At 61.4% G+C, this 17,045-nt stretch carries 9 protein-coding genes and 24 pseudogenes; 13 read left to right on the top strand and 20 right to left on the bottom strand.

What is annotated here, in order from left to right; all coding sequences use genetic code 11:
• Positions 1-230 (top strand): annotated as a pseudogene (locus DCG74_RS38810) (hypothetical protein); the annotation flags it as partial.
• Here DCG74_RS38810 and DCG74_RS38805 read toward each other — a convergent pair.
• A pseudogene (locus tag DCG74_RS38805) lies at positions 230-485 on the bottom strand (IS701 family transposase); the annotation flags it as partial. The pseudogenes DCG74_RS38810 and DCG74_RS38805 overlap by 1 nt on opposite strands.
• Positions 467-750 (bottom strand): annotated as a pseudogene (locus DCG74_RS38800) (transposase); the annotation flags it as partial. The pseudogenes DCG74_RS38805 and DCG74_RS38800, both read right to left, overlap by 19 nt.
• On the opposite strand from DCG74_RS38800, the gene DCG74_RS38795 reads away from it, so the two are divergent.
• The 3 genes and pseudogenes from DCG74_RS38795 to DCG74_RS38785 all read left to right on the top strand — a co-directional run.
• Complete coding sequence (locus tag DCG74_RS38795) at positions 739-1,050, top strand: VCBS domain-containing protein (protein ID WP_257187607.1); 312 nt, start codon at positions 739-741, stop codon at positions 1,048-1,050. The pseudogene DCG74_RS38800 and the gene DCG74_RS38795 sit on opposite strands and share 12 nt — an antisense overlap.
• Positions 1,047-1,354: pseudogene (locus DCG74_RS38790) on the top strand (transposase); the annotation flags it as partial. The gene DCG74_RS38795 and the pseudogene DCG74_RS38790, both read left to right, overlap by 4 nt.
• 195 nt (positions 1,355-1,549) lie before the next feature.
• A pseudogene (locus DCG74_RS38785) lies at positions 1,550-1,690 on the top strand (IS5/IS1182 family transposase); the annotation flags it as partial.
• A gap of 334 nt (positions 1,691-2,024) precedes the next feature.
• Here the strand turns inward: DCG74_RS38785 and DCG74_RS38780 are convergent.
• A pseudogene (locus tag DCG74_RS38780) lies at positions 2,025-2,402 on the bottom strand (hypothetical protein); the annotation flags it as partial.
• On the opposite strand from DCG74_RS38780, the pseudogene rsfA reads away from it, so the two are divergent.
• Positions 2,402-2,542 (top strand): annotated as a pseudogene (gene rsfA, locus DCG74_RS38775) (anti-sigma-F factor antagonist RsfA); the annotation flags it as partial. The pseudogenes DCG74_RS38780 and rsfA sit on opposite strands and share 1 nt — an antisense overlap.
• A 249-nt stretch (positions 2,543-2,791) precedes the next feature.
• Positions 2,792-3,181: pseudogene (locus DCG74_RS38770) on the top strand (IS6-like element IS26 family transposase); the annotation flags it as partial.
• Here DCG74_RS38770 and DCG74_RS38765 read toward each other — a convergent pair.
• Entirely contained in the window at positions 3,120-3,887 is a 768-nt protein-coding gene (locus DCG74_RS38765; protein WP_257187614.1) for a hypothetical protein, read from the bottom strand. The pseudogene DCG74_RS38770 and the gene DCG74_RS38765 overlap by 62 nt on opposite strands.
• Positions 3,854-4,303: a hypothetical protein gene (locus tag DCG74_RS38760; protein ID WP_257187535.1), complete on the bottom strand. Its 450-nt coding sequence runs from the start codon at positions 4,301-4,303 to the stop codon at positions 3,854-3,856. Before DCG74_RS38760 ends, DCG74_RS38765 begins: the two co-directional genes overlap by 34 nt.
• A 55-nt stretch (positions 4,304-4,358) precedes the next feature.
• Here DCG74_RS38760 and DCG74_RS38755 point away from each other — a divergent pair.
• Positions 4,359-4,823, top strand: a pseudogene (locus DCG74_RS38755) (BCCT family transporter); the annotation flags it as partial.
• A gap of 276 nt (positions 4,824-5,099) precedes the next feature.
• Here the strand turns inward: DCG74_RS38755 and DCG74_RS38750 are convergent.
• The 5 genes and pseudogenes from DCG74_RS38750 to DCG74_RS38730 form a co-directional block, all read right to left on the bottom strand.
• On the bottom strand, positions 5,100-5,510 hold the full coding sequence (locus DCG74_RS38750; RefSeq protein WP_257187534.1) for a hypothetical protein: 411 nt from the start codon (positions 5,508-5,510) through the stop codon (positions 5,100-5,102).
• A gap of 110 nt (positions 5,511-5,620) precedes the next feature.
• Positions 5,621-6,046 (bottom strand): annotated as a pseudogene (locus DCG74_RS38745) (Tn3 family transposase); the annotation flags it as partial.
• Between the two features lie 21 nt (positions 6,047-6,067).
• A pseudogene (locus DCG74_RS38740) lies at positions 6,068-6,487 on the bottom strand (integrase core domain-containing protein); the annotation flags it as partial.
• A 300-nt stretch (positions 6,488-6,787) separates the two neighbouring features.
• Positions 6,788-6,967: pseudogene (locus DCG74_RS38735) on the bottom strand (thioesterase domain-containing protein); the annotation flags it as partial.
• 407 nt (positions 6,968-7,374) lie between these two features.
• Positions 7,375-7,563: pseudogene (locus DCG74_RS38730) on the bottom strand (IS481 family transposase); the annotation flags it as partial.
• 109 nt (positions 7,564-7,672) lie between these two features.
• On the opposite strand from DCG74_RS38730, the pseudogene DCG74_RS38725 reads away from it, so the two are divergent.
• Both DCG74_RS38725 and DCG74_RS38720 read left to right on the top strand, forming a co-directional pair.
• A pseudogene (locus DCG74_RS38725) lies at positions 7,673-7,834 on the top strand (IS701 family transposase); the annotation flags it as partial.
• A 45-nt stretch (positions 7,835-7,879) separates the two neighbouring features.
• Positions 7,880-8,308, top strand: a complete 429-nt coding sequence (locus DCG74_RS38720) for a hypothetical protein (protein ID WP_257187533.1) — start codon at positions 7,880-7,882, stop codon at positions 8,306-8,308.
• A gap of 300 nt (positions 8,309-8,608) precedes the next feature.
• Here DCG74_RS38720 and DCG74_RS39220 read toward each other — a convergent pair.
• Positions 8,609-8,734: pseudogene (locus DCG74_RS39220) on the bottom strand (NapC/NirT family cytochrome c); the annotation flags it as partial.
• 43 nt (positions 8,735-8,777) lie between these two features.
• Here DCG74_RS39220 and DCG74_RS38715 point away from each other — a divergent pair.
• A pseudogene (locus tag DCG74_RS38715) lies at positions 8,778-9,041 on the top strand (IS481 family transposase); the annotation flags it as partial.
• A 219-nt stretch (positions 9,042-9,260) separates the two neighbouring features.
• On the opposite strand, the pseudogene DCG74_RS38710 reads toward DCG74_RS38715, so the two are convergent.
• From DCG74_RS38710 to DCG74_RS38685, 6 genes and pseudogenes are all read right to left on the bottom strand, one after another.
• Positions 9,261-9,374: pseudogene (locus DCG74_RS38710) on the bottom strand (P-type conjugative transfer ATPase TrbB); the annotation flags it as partial.
• Between the two features lie 246 nt (positions 9,375-9,620).
• Positions 9,621-9,800: pseudogene (locus DCG74_RS38705) on the bottom strand (CopG family transcriptional regulator); the annotation flags it as partial.
• Positions 9,724-9,933, bottom strand: coding sequence for a hypothetical protein (locus DCG74_RS38700; RefSeq protein WP_175421737.1), 210 nt, complete (start codon positions 9,931-9,933; stop codon positions 9,724-9,726). The pseudogene DCG74_RS38705 and the gene DCG74_RS38700, both read right to left, overlap by 77 nt.
• A gap of 10 nt (positions 9,934-9,943) precedes the next feature.
• On the bottom strand, positions 9,944-10,207 hold the full coding sequence (locus DCG74_RS38695; protein WP_172789777.1) for a VirB3 family type IV secretion system protein: 264 nt from the start codon (positions 10,205-10,207) through the stop codon (positions 9,944-9,946).
• Entirely contained in the window at positions 10,207-10,476 is a 270-nt protein-coding gene (locus DCG74_RS38690; protein WP_172789778.1) for a TrbC/VirB2 family protein, read from the bottom strand. Before DCG74_RS38690 ends, DCG74_RS38695 begins: the two co-directional genes overlap by 1 nt.
• Before the next feature lie 29 nt (positions 10,477-10,505).
• Positions 10,506-11,227 (bottom strand): annotated as a pseudogene (locus DCG74_RS38685) (IS3 family transposase); the annotation flags it as partial.
• On the opposite strand from DCG74_RS38685, the gene DCG74_RS38680 reads away from it, so the two are divergent.
• The 3 genes and pseudogenes from DCG74_RS38680 to DCG74_RS38670 all read left to right on the top strand — a co-directional run.
• Entirely contained in the window at positions 11,174-11,995 is an 822-nt protein-coding gene (locus DCG74_RS38680) for a VCBS domain-containing protein (RefSeq protein WP_306558290.1), read from the top strand. The pseudogene DCG74_RS38685 and the gene DCG74_RS38680 overlap by 54 nt on opposite strands.
• A pseudogene (locus DCG74_RS38675) lies at positions 11,967-12,786 on the top strand (IS701 family transposase); the annotation flags it as partial. The gene DCG74_RS38680 and the pseudogene DCG74_RS38675, both read left to right, overlap by 29 nt.
• A 273-nt stretch (positions 12,787-13,059) precedes the next feature.
• Positions 13,060-13,653: pseudogene (locus DCG74_RS38670) on the top strand (transposase); the annotation flags it as partial.
• A gap of 42 nt (positions 13,654-13,695) precedes the next feature.
• On the opposite strand, the pseudogene DCG74_RS39215 reads toward DCG74_RS38670, so the two are convergent.
• The 3 pseudogenes from DCG74_RS39215 to trbL (DCG74_RS38660) all read right to left on the bottom strand — a co-directional run.
• Positions 13,696-14,079, bottom strand: a pseudogene (locus DCG74_RS39215) (DUF3363 domain-containing protein); the annotation flags it as partial.
• A 102-nt stretch (positions 14,080-14,181) separates the two neighbouring features.
• A pseudogene (trbL, locus tag DCG74_RS38935) lies at positions 14,182-15,630 on the bottom strand (P-type conjugative transfer protein TrbL); the annotation flags it as partial.
• Between the two features lie 3 nt (positions 15,631-15,633).
• Positions 15,634-16,650 (bottom strand): annotated as a pseudogene (gene trbL / locus DCG74_RS38660) (P-type conjugative transfer protein TrbL); the annotation flags it as partial.
• Positions 16,651-17,045: the final 395 nt, after the last annotated feature.

Here is a 17,045-nt window from a genome sequence, read left to right as displayed (position 1 = left end):
ATGCCGACGCGGCGTTGCAGGAACTGGGGTCCGACCAGATCGGACAAGCCTTTGTCACAGCGACCATCACTGTCTGGGACCTGGATCCCAATGCGGCCGACGAAAAGCTCCGCCTGGTCGAGAAGGTCATTCAAGGCCGCGATTTCACCTGCATGATCGAGACGGTGAATGCCGTCGAAGCCTGGCTCGGTGGTTTGCCGGGCCATGTGTACGCTAATGTGCGGCAGCCACGCACAATATCGCGCAGCGCGTCGGCATCCCACTGCCCCGACCCAGGATCGCCTGCTGGCGCCACGGGCTGGATCGCCGGCCGCTTCCGCCCGCATCCAACCCGTCTTGCGCGGCTCGTTGCCCCACAGTCCGTCGAGAAACTGTCCCGCCGCGGCCGCGACCCGCTCCTGCGTAAACAGCGGACGGATGCGTTGCTTGGCATCGCGCAACGACGAAGCCCACGGCGTCAGCGTATCTGGCGTGCGACGCCGCATGAGGCCTTGCCCTGTTTCAAAAAGCCGGTCTCATCGATGACCAGAACCGCGTCCTCATCGCCGAGCGTTTCCAGCGCGTATTCACGCACAATATCGCGCAGCGCGTCGGCTCGTTGCCCCACAGTCCGTCGAGAAACTGTCCCGCCGCGGCCGCGACCCGCTCCTGCGTAAACAGCGGACGGATGCGTTGCTTGGCATCGCGCAACGACGAAGCCCACGGCGTCAGCGTATCTAGCTCACCGCCGGCCAGCAGGTGCAGGACCAGTTCACGGTCACCAGCCAGGACGGCACCGCGAGCGGCACGGTGACGGTGACCATCACCGGCACCAACGACACTGCCACGGTCTCTTCGGACTCGAAGTCCGTCACGGAAGGTGACACTGCCGCCGCATTGAACGCCTCCGGTCAGCTGACGATTGTGGATCCCGACACGGGTCAGGCCCATGTCGTAGCGCAGAGCAATGTTCCCGGGACCTACGGCGACTTCACGATCGATGCCAACGGCGCCTGGAGCTACACCGGCAATGGCGCCCCGTTCTGGCCCACGACGAGGACCAGAGCATGAAGCGTAGCCGCTTTACGGAAGAGCAGATTATCGGGATCTTGAAGGAGCACGAGGCCGGGGTGTCGGTCGCCGATCTATGCCGCAAGCACGGCGTGAGCGACGCCAGCATCTACAAATGGAAGGCCAAGTACGGCGGGATGGACGTCTCCGAGGCCAAGCGGCTGAGGACGCTGGAGGAGGACGAGAACACGAAGCTGAAGCGGCTCCTGGCTGACGCCATGCTGGACAATGCGGCGTTGAAGGACCTTTTGGGAAAGAAGTGGTGACGCCCGCGGCCAAGCGGAAGGCTGTCGCGCATCTCGAGATGCTGTCCAGGATGCCGAAGGCACCGGCAAAGCCGGCGCGCAGCGTCCTGGACTGCATCGAGCACGGCGCTACCATATTGCCCTATAAGGACGTTCCCCTTGACCAAGGGTAGGAGGTCCTACGAGACTGTGAATCTTTTGTACCGCGCGTCAGACGAATGTGATTCTCTGGGCAGACTGATCTGCTGGAGAGGATGATGGCTGACGACGGACTTTTTGGTGAATTGCCGGAGCAGTCGGCACGAACCGAAGCGGTGCCGCAAGGCGCACCTCGGCTGCGCGAGCCTGTGCGCAATCAGGTCGAATTGCGAGCGGTCGATATCGACAGCCTACTCCGGATTGCCCCGGTCTTCGGCTTCTTCGAGGCGAAGGAGGGCGGGTTCACCCAGCTCAAGGCGCATCCGCTGCCGTGGCTCGTCGAGATTCTCAATGGCGTCGAGCACGCCAATTTCTTCGAGGGGCGCGCCACGGAGTACTCCAAGGCGGCGAGCCGCGGCAGCTGGGACGGCGAAGACGGGGTGTGGGCGACTTTCGGCCGTATTCTAAACGACTGAGGCGGAATCGCATTCGTCGTTGTGGACGTTTTGGGATTGCAGGGTTTTGATGCTTCGGGCATCGGAACCTTGCAAATTCATTTTCGGGATTCCGTCGAATCGCCATTCCGTGGTCGCGTAACACCGCGCGCACCTGTGCGCGCTCCCCCAGCACGGTGATCCGCGAAACCTTGGTCAGGTCGATCCCGGTCGGCACGTCGCCAATGCTGCGCTGGGTGTCGAGCAGGCTGCGTAATGCACTGTGCGACACCGGTTCCAGGTCGATCTCGTCGGCGGTGTCGTTGACTCGCAGCGTAGTAGCCAGCGGTACCGTGTGCCGGCCGGCCCGCAACACCAAAAAGTCGGGGTCGTGCGGGTCACGCTCCCATTGGCGACGTGACCCCGGCACCGACGCCAACGCCGTCGGGTCAGGATGAGACCACAACGCGCTGGCCCGCTGCTCGGCGGCCTGGGCCCGAATGTTGTCCCGCACCACCGATAGGTAACGTAGGTAGTGAACGGTGTCGACGCCGGGGCGTGGACGTGCGCCTGGTAAGCCGCGACCGTGCTGTCGCGCGCATCATCCACGCCTGCGGATACGGCGACGTGCTGCCCGTACACCCGACCACGGAGTCCGCGCTGTCAGCGACATAAGTGGCGGCCTGCCCCAAACGCACTTTTGCTTTTCCGGCAAGCTGGTAGGGCACGTTGATAACCTGGTTGCGTTGCCTGGCGAATTGGTCTGCGCACGTTGACCCGTTTGCTACATCGGTCCGTAGGAGGGACGGCCAAATGGCGGCCGAAATGGACTGGGACAAAACGGTCGGTGCGGCCGAGGATGTACGACGCATTTTCGAGCACATCCCTGCGATTCTGGTTGGCCTCGAGGGGCCTGACCATCGCTATCTGTACCGGGCCGTCGACAGCCGGGGCCGCACTGTCGATTTTTATCTCTCCTCCCGTCGTAACAGCAAAGCTGCATACCGGTTTCTGGGTAAAATCCTCAACAACGTGAAGAAGTGGCAGATCCCGCGATTCATCAACACGGATAAAGCGCCCGCCTATGGTCGCGCGCTTGCTCTGCTCAAACGCGAAGGCCGGTGCCCGTCTGACGTTGAACACCGACAGATTAAGTACCGGAACAACGTGATTGAATGCGATCATGGCAAACTGAAACGGATAATCGGCGCCACGCTGGGATTTAAATCCATGAAGACGGCTTACGCCACCATCAAAGGTATTGAGGTGATGCGTGCACTACGCAAAGGCCAGGCCTCAGCATTTTATTATGGCTTTTACCGAAAACGGAATCCGGCTGCAATCCGGACGCGAATTGGCGGCCGACATCAGCATCACTGCCACCGGCCTCAATCTGTTGGCCTTCGGTGGCATCAACCTCTCGGTCGACGGAGTCGCCGTGGACGTTGCCGAGAAGGTGGCATTCAAGGGTTTCCTGCTCAGCGACGTGTCCAACTTCGCCGGCCCACATGGACGCACCCGGGCACACCATCTGCTGTCCGCAGCTGCCCGCAGCCATGCCGACCCGGCCGCTGCAGGGCGCCGAAGCCCCCTGGCGGACCTCAAGGTGTTGCGCGAGGGCCCGGTCGACGACGATCACCTGCGCTTTACGACGTCGGCTTCGGCGAGCCGGCTGACGGTGAAGCGCATCACCAGGAGCACGCGCGTGCTGCAGGTCGTCCACGTAGCGCAGCGCCATCCACGCGGCCGTGCCGAAGGCGGGGATGTTGATCAACGCCAGGTAGCGCCACATGGGCTGCGCCGCGACGATGCCCAGGCCCACGCTCAGGCCCATGAAGAGCACGCCCGCGCCCAGGCCTCCCCAGAAGAATCGGTTCTCCGTGAGCGGCGGAACCTTCAGCGACGCATCGTCCTGCTCCGGCTCGCGGTCCGTCTCCAGCCGCGCCAACGCCTCGTCCCGCCGCGCCACTGCCTTCGGGTAGCGCTTCACTCGCGAGAGGATGTCCAGCGGCAGCCCCATCGACTCCGGCGAGGGCGCCGCGCGCCAGGCGGCCTCCGCGCGCGAGATGGCCTCCTTGAGGCCCTCGCCGCCCTTGGTTCTGGCCGTACCCAGCTATCAAACTCGGCTTCGCTAAGATACCCCAGCGCAAGGGCCGCAGCTTTTAAGGTCAGCCCTTCTTTATGCGCTTTTTTGGCGATCTCCGCGGCTTTGTCATAACCAATGTGGGTGTTAAGCGCAGTCACCAGCATCAGCGATTCATTGAGTAATTGATTGATTCGCTCACGATTCGGTTCAATACCCACTGCGCAGTGTTTGTTAAAACGTTCCATGCCATCTGCCAGCAAGCGCACCGATTGCAGGAAATTGTGGATCACCATTGGACGGAAGACGTTCAGTTCAAAGTTACCGGAAGCGCCCCCCATGTTGATCGCCACGTCGTTCCCCATCACCTGACAGCAGAGCATGGTTAATGCCTCACACTGTGTTGGATCGTTAGGTTCCGCCGTACAGGTATTGGTTTTGCTGGCAATGGGACTGGTGATTTATTTAGCCACCAGTAAATACGGCAATATTCGTCTTGGCGAAGGAAAACCGGAATACAGCACGCTCTCCTGGCTGTTTATGTTTATTTGTGCCGGTTTAGGTTCTTCTACGCTTTATTGGGGGGTTGCTGAATGGGCCTATTATTATCAAACGCCTGGATTAAATATCGCACCGCGTTCACAACAGGCACTCGAATTTAGCGTCCCTTACTCCTTCTTCCACTGGGGCATCAGCGCCTGGGCAACTTATACGCTGGCCTCATTAATCATGGCTTATCACTTTCATGTGCGTAAAAACAAAGGTCTGAGTCTTTCCGGCATTATTGCCGCGATTACCGGCGTTCGCCCGCAAGGCCCAGCAATTGTACCCATTCCTTTTTTTGACGTGGTAGTAGATTTGGGAATTTTGTCACAGCTTATTCCCGATATTAATTCCCGTTTTGGTTTAGCGCCTGAACATGTCAGTGTCTATGATCCAAAAACAAAAACAATTCATTGGGATGAATTACGAAAACGCGGCTTTCAATTTTCAGGCTTTGTGGTCGCTCGCACTACCGTTAAAAAAACCTTTAACGGTTTCTTTGGAAAGATTGTTACCAAACAAGTGACAAAATTCGTTCCGCTAGGTGGGCAACTTGTTGCAGCAAGTTTAGGCTATTTTATGATGAAAAAAATAGCCCAAACTCATCTAAATGACAGCTACAACCTTGCTAAACGTATTCAACAAAAAAGTCGTGGCACGGTTGTAAACTAAAATCCAACTTATGGCTGAGAGTTTAATCCCAGCCGTGTCGGTCACAGGGATCGACGCCGTGATTGGGCCGTCAGTCAGCCCGGACAGATCAACCGCGCTAGAGCCATCGCCGCCAGGTCCACGAACAACATCGTGGAGAGGATTGCCATCCGAGAACCTCACCATCGCAACCGCATCAGGATCAACACCCACAATCGTGAAACCAACTGCCGCCTTCTCTGCATCGCTGATGAAGCCGTCACCGTCGTTGATCGTCACAGACGCTGTTGGCGATGCATCCGCCGTCGTGTCCTTCGTGGAGGTATCGCCGGTGCCAGCAGCCGTATTGCCAGCCGTGTCGGTCACAGAGATCGACGCCGTGATTGGGCCGTCAGTCAGCCCGGACAGATCAACCGCGCTAGAGCCATCGCCGCCAGGTCCACGAACAACATCGTGGAGAGGATTGCCATCCGAGAGGTCAGGCCGGGGCTCGACTCGGCCATCTTGGTCAGCCCGAGGTTGATCGCATCACCGAGGATTGCGGACAGCAGCAACGTCCTGTCTTTGGCCTCGGCCCCGTCCTTCAAGTGGGTGAAGTGGCGGCTGAAGCCCGTCCAGTCGTCCACGTCCATCAGCAGTTCGGTGATCTTGATGCGCGGCAGTAACTGGCTGGTTTGGTCGATCAGCGCCTGCGCCCGATCCGGCACCGCCGCATCCAGCGGGGTGATTTTCAGCCCTGACTCGGTGAGGATGGCATCGGGCAGCTCGTTGTCCTTGGCCAGGCGGGTGACGGTGGCCAACTGCTCGTCCAGCAGCTGCAAACGCTCTTCCAGGTACTGGTCGCTGTTCGGGTTGATCGCCAGGGGCAGGGCCTGCTCGCGCTTGAGTGCGGCGAACTTCTCGGCTGACCTTGCCCCCAGATTTTATCCAGTTCTGAGTTCGCTCAAGCCATTGGATTTGCCCAGTTGGGCGGTGGTAGCGACGGGAGCTGGCGCGGAGCCATCGGCATAGCGCAGCGCCAGATCCCGGCGCGGGTGGCAGGTGAAGGCGAACTCGGAGGGTGTCTTCCATCCGAGCTGTGAGTGCGGTCGTGTGTAGTTATAATCGGCGCGCCAGCATCCGAGCGCGACGCAGGTCTGAGCCAGCGACGTGAACAGCGTCTCGTTCAGCAATTCATCCCGGAGCCGACCGTTGAAGCTTTCGATGAAGCCATGCTGCATGGGCTTGCCCGGAGCGATATAATGCCAGGCGACGCGGCTCCGATCGGCCCAGGTCAGGATGGCGTTGCTGGTAAGTTCGGTGCCGTTGTCGCTGACCACCATCTTTGGCTTGCCGCGCTCCGCGGCGCGGAAGAGCTCGACGGGACCTGCGTAGGGGCCGGCGGGGATGTAGCCGCGGTTGGCTTCACCGAGCCGTTCGTGGACGGCGAAGAGGCGCTCAATCTGTCCCGGCTCCAGTCCGCCCGCGGCGGGCAGGTTGCGCAGCAGATGGATCATCCGCGAGAGCAACGCTTCGCCATGGAGGCTTTCCAGTTGCTCGAGTTCAGAGGCGGGGACTTCATGGACGGGGAGCCCGACCATCTTGCCGAACGCGGCCAGTCGGATGAGCGGCGGCGGCTCCGGATCCGGTTCGCCCGAGGGCGCGATGCTGTCGAGCAGCGCCAGGAACTCCACCTGTTCGCCCAGGGCCTGGAACTGTCGCGCCATCTCGTAGACCACGAGGCCGCCGAAGGACCAGCCCACGAGCCGGTAGGGGCCGTGGGGCTGCACGCCGCGCACCTGCTCTTCATATATTATGTTGGAGATATACTCCGCTGGTATCATTGGATGCATCTGTTTGTTCTTTGCTCCTTTCGGTTGATGACGGCTGTTGTCGCGTATGGCAATGTCTGCTGTGCCGGTTTGGTCTTCAGCTAGATCAGTGCAAGGTTGTGCTGTTTTGGGCCTCGGCGAGCCGACACGCCTCGGCGTTCTCAGCTAAGCGCTGCCTAAACCATGCCTAACCCGGTGACGATGCTCTATGGCCGGAAAGCTGATCTGGTGATACTGCCTCATGTGCTGGCGGAGGAGCGGCCTCATCCCTATTCGACACCGGGTCGGAAGCGGGGGGCTCAAATAGCGTTGACCACCGGGATCGATGCCTTAGCGTCCTTTGCGCCACAAATCGTGAATCCCCGACACGGACTTAGCCGCGTTGTCCAATGCCTGGGGGGTTGTGAAAATAAAAGACGGACAGTCGACTTGGCTTCCTTGGGGCCAGTCGAACGATCGGTGACAGTCTCGCGCTGCTTCCACTTCGCGACAGCCTTCTGGTTGATCCCGTAGCGCTTGGCGAGACCTCTCAGGCTCTCTTGACTGTTTTGTATTGCTCGACGGACTGCCTCCGTCGTGGTGGCGCAGCCGTGTAAAATCTGTCCCATAGCGCTTCCTTCGAATCGTGCGACAAGGATGCACCATCAAAGTCTGGGACTAAACACCTAGCATTACAGTTGCATTGTCTTGAAGGTTCTGAATCCATGGGCTGGGACCATGATTCGGGATCTGATGATTGGTGGCGCGTCGGTTGAAGATACGCTGACGCCGTGGGCTTCGTCGTTGCGCGATGCCAAGCAACGCATCCGTCCGCTGTTTACGCAGGAGCGGGTCGCGGCCGCGGCGGGACAGTTTCTCGACGGACTGTGGGGCAACGAGCCGGGGTGAGACTTCTAATTACCCTGCGGCCCTCAGGGTCCACTCATGGACACTCCCTTCAAACAGACGCAGGACGGCGGCGCGGCGGGTGACCCCTTCGCCCAGGTGGTTGACGGACTTCGGGCGGGACAGCGCGTCCGGACGCAGGGGCTCAAGGGGGCCGCGCGCGGGCATGTGCTCGCCCGCCTGCATGGCGCGCTGAAAGCGCCGCTCGTCTGCGTGGCGGTGGACGAGGAAGCCGCCGACGCGCTCGCGGCCGACCTGTCCTTCTTCCTGGGCGGCCAGGGCAGCCTGCTGGCGCCGCGCGTGCTGCGGCTGCCCGCGGACGAGGTGCTGCCCTACGACGAGGTGTCTCCCGACGCGGCGGCCGTCACGGAGCGGCTGGGCGCCCTCTTCCACCTGGGCCAGGGCACGCGCTTCCCCGCGCTGGTGCTGTCGGTGCGCGCGCTGCACCGCAGGGTGCTGCCGGGCTAGCGCCAGCCGTTGACCTGCCGCCAGGTAGAGCGTGTTTTCACTGCCCTGCATTTGATAACCCTGCAACAGAACGATCGGCTGTTTGCCACTGGCATCAACGACGGTGAGATCGGTACCAGGATTCACGGTAGCCAGCTCGCCTATGCGAGAAGTTTTGAAAGGATAAATATGTGCGCCATTAGTCACTGAAGTAGCGGCCTGACTTTCCAGCTCATGCGCCGCGTTGTCATCCATTTTTATTTCTGGCGGAAAATGGGCAATGCCTTTATGACAATCGATACAGGTTTCGCCGCCCTTTTGTGCTTTGTTATGCATTTTCTGCGCAGATTCACTTTGCGAGGCAATATCCATGGCATCAAAAGAATGGCAACTACGGCACGTTGCAGAGTCAGTTGCTTTTAATTCTTTCCATACTGTTTCGGCCATTTCCTGGCGATGAGTTTCGAACTTATCGTCACTGTCTATTTTCGATCGCACCAGCAAGTTCGCGTTCGTGCAACTGGCCAGGAAGACCGGAAGGACCTCGGCCGCGGCCTTCCTCGAAGCCCTTATTGCGGCCGTCCCCTACAAGATCCACACGGTTCTCACCGACAATCGGATCCAGTTCACCTTCCCACCGCGCTATGCGGACGGCCCGACAGCAAGATACGCCACGCATATGTTCGACATGCGCTGCCGGGAGAACGGGATCGAGCATCGGCTGATTAAGATCAAGCATCCCTGGACCAATGGCCCACTTAGGATCAGTCTTGGGAGCTTCATGGAAGCTGTCCGGTGCCTCAGGATAAATGACATTCCACGTGAGGTGGTCACCGAACTCCGCCATGCGTATCATACGCGCGATCCTTGCCGGCGAGCGCGATCCCGAGGCGTTGGCGTGCTTGCGCCACTACAGTTGCCACTCCAGTGCCGAGACGATTGCGAAGGCGCTCACCGGGAGCTACCGCGCCGACACCTCAATGATCGCTTCGTCTTCGAGGTAGCCGGCAATCGCGGAGCCGAGCGCGCTACGCAGCATTCGCGCACCGCGCGAACTCGTCTCCGATTGAATGGAATGGATTGCCACCGCTCGCCCCCACCGAGTGAGAGCGTCCACAGACAGCCCTCAGATGGGGATGATTAAGAAAGGCACCAACGGACTTGGTGCAACAATCGCTTTCAGTGGTCGTAGATTAGCGTAGAAAAAGAAAGACAAAGAACTGATCTCTGAGGCCTGCTCAATCGTAATGCGAGTTACTGCTCACCAGTCAGCATTATCATCCGCGGGTATGAGGACCACCGAATTCTCATACGAGCGCATCCAGGACGCTCGTCAGGATTCGTCGGCCGATTCCTGGCGACGGATATCTTCCGGAATCTCGCGCAGAAAGCTTTGCCCCTTTTGCAAGCGGCGCCCGAGTGCCTCAACAAATCCTTCAAACCGCTCCCGACCCTTTGCCTGCGCGGCCGCCTGCGCGTCGTTGGGTAGGGGCGGCGTAATCGTCAGCCAAAACCCCCCGGAACTTCGCCGTCCGCTGGAACGAGCCGTCCTTGTTCAGGATGATTCCCTCGTCGACCAGGGCTGCCCAGGGCAGGAAGTCGGCGAGCCGCGCGTTGGAATGGCGATATTCGGCAAGGTTCAACATGACCGATAACTCAGAGGTTGAGATGGCCGGGAATGCGCAGATGTCGGCGCACCACATCGACGAACGCGGGATCGCGCTTGGCCGCCCAGACGGCGGCCATGTGGCCGATCAACCAGAGGACGAGACCCGCGATCCAGAGCCGCAGTCCGAGTCCAAGGGCTGCCGCCAGCGTGCCGTTGACGATCGCGACCGACCGCGGCGCGCCCCCCATCAGGATCGGCTCAGTGAGTGCGCGATGAACGGGCACGAAAAAGTTTGCCACCTGATCATCCATCAGATCACCACACCGCCGCCGAACGAGAAGAACGACAGGAAGAAGCTCGAGGCGGCAAACGCGATCGACAGACCGAACACGATCTGGATCAGCCTGCGGAAACCACCTGACGAGTCCCCGAAAGCGAGCGTGAGTCCGGTCACAACGATGATGATGACGGCGATGATCTTGGCGACCGGCCCTTCCACTGACTGCAAAATCTGATTGAGCGGCTGCTCCCACGGCATGTTCGAGCCAGCCGCCCATGCGGGCTGAATTGCCAAAAACATGGTGCCGTAGGCGGCCAACGATGTACCTCCTGCATGGGCTTGCCCGGAGCGATATAATGCCAGGCGACGCGGCTCCGATCGGCCCAGGTCAGGATGGCGTTGCTGGTAAGTTCGGTGCCGTTGTCGCTGACCACCATCTTTGGCTTGCCGCGCTCCATGACCAGCCGATCCAACTCCCGCGCCACCCGGGCCCCGGAGAGCGAGGTATCGGCCACCAGCGCCAAGCACTCGCGGGTACAGTCATCGACCACGGTCAAGATGCGGAAGCGGCGGCCATCCGTGAGCTGATCGGAGACGAAGTCCAGTGACCAGCGGTCGTTCGGTGCCATCGGCACCGTCATCGGCGCCCGGGTCCCGATCGCCCGCTTGCGGCCGCCACGGCGGCGCACCACCAACTTCTCTTCCCGGTACAGCCGGAATAGCTTCTTGTGGTTGATCGCAAAGCCCTCCCGCTTGAGCAGAACATGCAGGCGCCGATAGCCGAAGCGGCGGCGCTCCTGGGCGATCGCCTTCATGCGCTGGCGAACGCCGGCATCATCCGCTCGGGTCGTCCGATATCTCATGGTCATGCGGCAGCAGCCGATGGCTTTACACGCCCGCCGTTCGCTCATCCCGTGGGCATCCACGAGATGCGCGACAGCCTTCCGCTTGGCCGCGGGCGTCACCACTTCTTTCCCAAAAGGTCCTTCAACGCCGCATTGTCCAGCATGGCGTCAGCCAGGAGCCGCTTCAGCTTCGTGTTCTCGTCCTCCGTCAGGCCCATGTCGTAGCGCAGAGCAATGTTCCCGGGACCTACGGCGACTTCACGATCGATGCCAACGGCGCCTGGAGCTACACCGGCAATGGCGCCCATAACGAGCTCACCGCCGGCCAGCAGGTGCAGGACCAGTTCACGGTCACCAGCCAGGACGGCACCGCGAGCGGCACCGTGACGGTGACCATCACCGGGACCAACGACGCTGCGACCGTGAGCTCCGACTCCAAGGCGGTGACGGAGGGCGACATTGCGTCCGCGCTGAACACCTCCGGGCAGCTGACGATTGTGGATCCCGACACCGGCGAAGCCCATGTCGTCGCCCAGACCAACGTCCACGGGACCTATGGGGACTTCACGATCGATGCCAACGGGGGCTGGAGCTACACCGGCAACGGTGCCCACGATGAGCTCACCGCCGGCCAGCAGGTCCAGGACCAATTCACGGTAACAAGCCAGGACGGCACCGCGAGCGGTACCGTGATGGTGACCATCACCGGGACCAACGACGCCGCGACCGTCAGCTCGGACTCGAAGGCGGTCACCGAGGGCGATACGGCGGCGGCGCTCAACACCAGCGGTCAGCTCAGCATCACCGACCCGGATACGGGCGAAGCCCATGTCGTGGCGCAGAGCAACGTCCACGGCACCTACGGCGACTTCGCGGTCGATGCCAATGGCGCCTGGAGCTATACCGGCAACGGTGCGCACAATGAGCTCACCGCCGGCCAGCAGGGCCGACGCGCTGCGCGATATTGTGCGTGAATACGCGCTGGAAACGCTCGGCGATGAGGACGCGGTTCTGGTCATCGATGAGACCGGCTTTTTGAAACAGGGCAAGGCCTCATGCGGCGTCGCACGCCAGTACACCGGCTCGGCGGGCAAGATCACCAATTGCCAGATCGGAGTGTTCGCCGCCTACGTGTCGCGGCATGGCCATGCCTTCATCGACCGGGCACTCTACCTGCCAAAGGACTGGACGGACGACCGCTCGCCTGAAGGCCGCGCATGTCCCGAGCGATGCGGGCTTTGCCACGAAGCCCAAGATCGCGCGTCACATGATCGCTCGCGCGATCGCCGCCAAGGTGCCATTCTCGTTCGTGGCGACGGGCGAGATCGAAACCCAACTGCGCAAGGCGGGCAAGGGCTATGTTCTCGGTGTTGCTTCCAATCATGTGTTCCGATCCTGGGGCAAGCCGCAGCCTGTCGCCGGCACCGCCGCCACGATCGCGCAAAACCTTCCCAAGAAGGCCTGGCGCCGCCTGTCATCCGGCGGAGGAACCAAAGGTCCGCGCTGGCACGACTGGGCCTATCTCGAATTGGCCGATCTCGAAGCCAGGGAATACAACGATGACCTTGCCGGGGAATGGACGCGGGGTCTTCTGGTCCGCCGCAATATCGCTGACGGCAGCTTGGCCTTCTTCTCCACATGGTGCCCCAAAGGCACGTCCATCCAGAAGCTGGTGTCGGTGGAAGGCCATCGCTGGGCCATCGAGGACAGCTTCGAAACCGCCAAGAACGAGCTCGGTCTTGACCACAACGAAACTCGCTCCTGGCTACTGATCTTTCCCGCCATAGACGCCACCGAACCAATTCGATGGCACCGACCCAATCATCGGCGAGAAGTTGTCCAGTAACATTCTGGGTGAGGCAATGCGGGGTCAAATTTGCAAGCCGATTGACACGATTGAGCTAGAATCGCATTTGTCGTTGTGGACTGTTTTGCGTTTGCAGGGGTTTGATGCTTCGGGCGTCGGAACCTTGCAATTTCATTTTCAGGATTCCGTCGAATCGCCAACCATGATTCCGTCATCGCATCGGAGGTGGCGATGCGACCGAAGAAGCACAGGACGACGGGATCGGGCGATCTGTTCCGGGCCAGGCTGGACCAAATCATCAATATGAAGCACGAGCTGGTTCAGCTCGCCGGCAAGGTCGATTGGGACTGGATCGACGGCGAGATCGCGCCGCTCTATAGCGAGAATGGTCGGCCCGGGATCGCGAGCCGCTTCATGATCGGGCTGTTGCTGCTCAAGCACATTTACGGGCTGTCCGATGAGGGGGTGTGCGAGCGCTGGGTCCACGACCCATATTTCCAGTACTTCACCGGCGAAGAGTTCTTCCAGCACGCATTCCCGCGCGAGCGCTCGGACCTGAGCCACTGGCGCAAGCGGCTCGGCGACAAGCTGGAGCTGTTGCTGGCCGAGAGCTTGCGGGTGGCACACGAGGCCGGCGCGTTACGCAGCCAGGACATCAAGCGGGTCACAGTCGATACCACCGTGCAGCCGAAGGCGATCACCTTCCCGACCGATGCCAAGCTCTTGCACGCGGCGATCAAGGGACTCAACCGTCTGGCGAGGAAGCACGGGGTCAAGCTGCGGCAGTCCTATCTGCGCATAGAGGCCGAGGTCGCGCCTGCGGCCAAAGCCCCATTCGATGCCGCCGCCATCCTTCACGACGCCGGTCACAAGCTGGCCGAGTCTCTTTTCGAGGTCGCGCGACCAGGGCACGAGCTGGAAGCCGAGCCCGTTGTCGATCATGGCGAAGCGTCCCGAGGCGAGCGTCAGCCGCTGGCGATACGTGCCCGCCACATGCTCCGCAGGGGCGGCGTTCACATGAGGCAAGCCGGTGTCGGCTGAGACTTTTGCGGCCGCCTCGTCCAGTTCGCGCCGGCGCAACGTGTTCAGGAGGTCGCGCTGCAGGATAATGCGCTGGCCCTGCCGCCGCGCCAGACCCTGCTGGATCAGATGCTCGGTACGGGCTTCCATGGCGTCGCGGGTCTCGCGGCCGAATCCACCCATGGCGAGCGGCATGGGGTCGCGTTCGACGAGCCTGTGGTCGAGCCAGGTGGCCCCTTTTGCAGTGACCTGCCCACCGAGATCGAGATCGGAACGGGTGGCGAGCACCACGGTGGGGCGCGGATCGCCGGGTGAACCCAAGCGTCGAACCTCGACGATGCCGCCGACCGGCGGTGCATGTTCGAGGGCCTCAAGGCCTCGAAAGCGCACATGGTGCGCCCGTCCATCTGTTCCGTCGATCAGGGCATAGGCCTCGCCAGTCAGTTCGTCATGCAGTCCCCGGTCGACCAGCCGTCCGACAAGCTGGGATGTCGGCTGGCCGCCCTCGATGACGAAGTCGGCAACGCTGCGCGCTTCCCCCCGCTCGGTAAAGGCGCGGTGCATGGTTTTGATGATGTCGCCGCGCATGCCGAGATCGCGCAAGCTACGCTCGGTCTCAAGCCCGACCATCCATTCGCCCGGTGCAGCGGAGGTGGCAAGGCCCATCGTTTCCAGATGCTGAAGGCGACCGACCATAAGGCGACGGATCTCGGGATCGGACTTGCCGGGATTCTCGGGGCGAAGATCGATATAGCCGGTCTCATAACTGCTCGCCGGCGCACCAGCCTCCCCACCTCCGCCGAGTGCGGCGGCTGCACGACGCAACGGGCTCATGGCGGCCGAGGCGCCAGCCTCCGCAACGCCAGCCATGCCTCCGCTTCGATAGGCGGCCGATGCTCCGCTTATGACAGCGCCGCCACCGCGCGCGGCGCCTGCAATCGCACCGCCAGCGAGACCGGCACCGCCAGCGGCAAGTCCCGCGCCCGCCGCAACAATGCCACCGGCAGCAAGGCCTGTTCCAACCACGGCACCCGCGCCGAGTTGGGGTCCGCCAGAGACCAAACCGTTTGCGATTCCGGGACCAAAGATACCGAGGCCCAGCAAGGAGAGCGCAGCAAGGACCAGCGTCATCGCGTCTTCTATGGTCGGCTGATTGCCACCAAAGCCAGCGGTGAACTGCGAGAACAGGGTCGATCCAATGCCGACGATGACGGCCAAGACCAAGACCTTGATTCCGGAGGATATGACATTGCCCAGAACCCGCTCTGCCGCAAAGGCGGTCTTGCCAAACAAGCCAAAGGGAATGAGCACGAAGCCGGCCAGCGTCGTGAGCTTGAACTCGATCAGGGTGACGAAGAGCTGGATCGCCAAGATGAAGAAAGCAAGCAGCACCACGACCCACGCGAACAGCAGAACGACGATCTGGATGAAATTCTCGAAGAAACTGATGTAGCCCATCAGGTTGGAGATCGAGTCGAGCAACGGCCGGCCGGCATCAACCCCGACTTGAGCAATCTTTCCAGGTCTCAGGAAATCGGATGCGGTCAGGCTTGCGCCCGATGCTTTTAGCCCAAGACCGGCGAAGCTCTCGAAGACGATGCGCGCCAGGCTATTCCAGTTACCGATGAGGTAGGCGAAGCCCCCCACGAAGAGCGTCTTCTTGACGAGGCGCGCGATGATGTCCTCGTCCGTTCCCCAACTCCAGAACAACGCTGCGAGCGTAATGTCGATCGCAGCAAGGGTCGTTGCGAGGTATCCGACCTCGCTCCCCAGCAATCCGAATCAACTGCTCGCCGGCGCACCAGCCTCCCCACCTCCGCCGAGTGCGGCGGCTGCACGACGCAACGGGCTCATGGCGGCCGAGGCGCCAGCCTCCGCAACGCCAGCCATGCCTCCGCTTCGATAGGCGGCAGACGCACCGCTCAAGACGGCCCCCCCACCGCGCGCGGCACCTGCAATCGCACCACCAGCGAGACCGGCGCCCCCGGCGGCGAGGCCTGCCCCCGCCGCAACGATGCCGCCAGCAGCAAGGCCTGTTCCGATCGCGGCACCGGCGCCGAGTTGCGGTCCGCCCGACACCAGGCCATTTGCGATTCCGGGACCAAATATACCAAGGCCCAGCAAGGAGAGTGCAGCAAGGACGAGCGTCATCGCGTCTTCGATGGTCGGCTGAGCGCCGCCGAAGCCAGCGGTGAACTGCGAGAACAGAGTCGAGCCGATGCCGACGATAACGGCCAGAACCAAAACCTTGATCCCTGAAGACATGACGTTGCCCAGAACCCGCTCTGCCGCGAAGGCGGTCTTGCCAAACAAGCCAAATGGAATGAGCACGAAGCCGGCAAGCGTCGTAAGCTTGAACTCGATCAGGGTGACGAAGAGCTGGATCGCCAGAATGAAGAAGGCGAGCAGCACCACGACCCACGCGAACAGCAGAACGACGATCTGGATGAAATTCTCGAAGAAACTGATGTAGCCCATCAGGTTGGAGATCGAGTCGAGCAACGGCCGGCCGGCATCAAGCCCGACTTGAGCAATCTTTCCAGGTCTCAGGAAATCCGATGCGGAGAGGCTTGCGCCTGATGCTTTCACGCCAAGACCGGCAAAGCTTTCGAAGACGATGCGCGCCAGGCTGTTCCAGTTGCGGATGAGGTAGGCAAAGACCCCTACGAAGAGCGTTTTCTTGACGAGGCGCGCGATGATGTCCTCGTCCGTTCCCCAACTCCAGAACAACGCTGCGAGCGTAATGTCGATCGCAGCAAGGGTCGTTGCGAGGTATCCGACCTCGCTCCCCAGCAATCCGAATCTGAACCTTGCCGAATATCGCCATTCCAACGCGCGGCTCGCCGACTTCCTGCCCTGGGCAGCCCTGGTCGACGAGGGAATCATCCTGAACAAGGACGGCTCGTTCCAGCGGACGGCGAAGTTCCGGGGGCCTGACCTCGACAGCGCAGTGCCGGCTGAACTTGTCGCCGTCGTCGGTCGCTTGAATAACGCCTTGCGTCGCCTCGGATCCGGCTGGGCCGTGTTCGTTGAGGCGCAGCGGCACTTTGCAGGAGCCTATCCTCCGAGCACCTTTCCGGATGTCGCATCCGCGCTGGTCGACGCGGAGCGCAGAGCTCAGTTTGAAGAGGCGAGCACCCACTATGAGTCCAGCTATTTCCTGACCTTCCTCTATTTGCCGCCGGAGGTGGGGGCTG

The sequence above is a fragment of the Bradyrhizobium sp. WBAH42 genome, from assembly GCF_024585265.1.
GTDB lineage: Bacteria > Pseudomonadota > Alphaproteobacteria > Rhizobiales > Xanthobacteraceae > Bradyrhizobium.
Note: the sequence above shows the minus strand (reverse complement) of the source record. Positions and strands in the feature narration are given on the sequence as shown.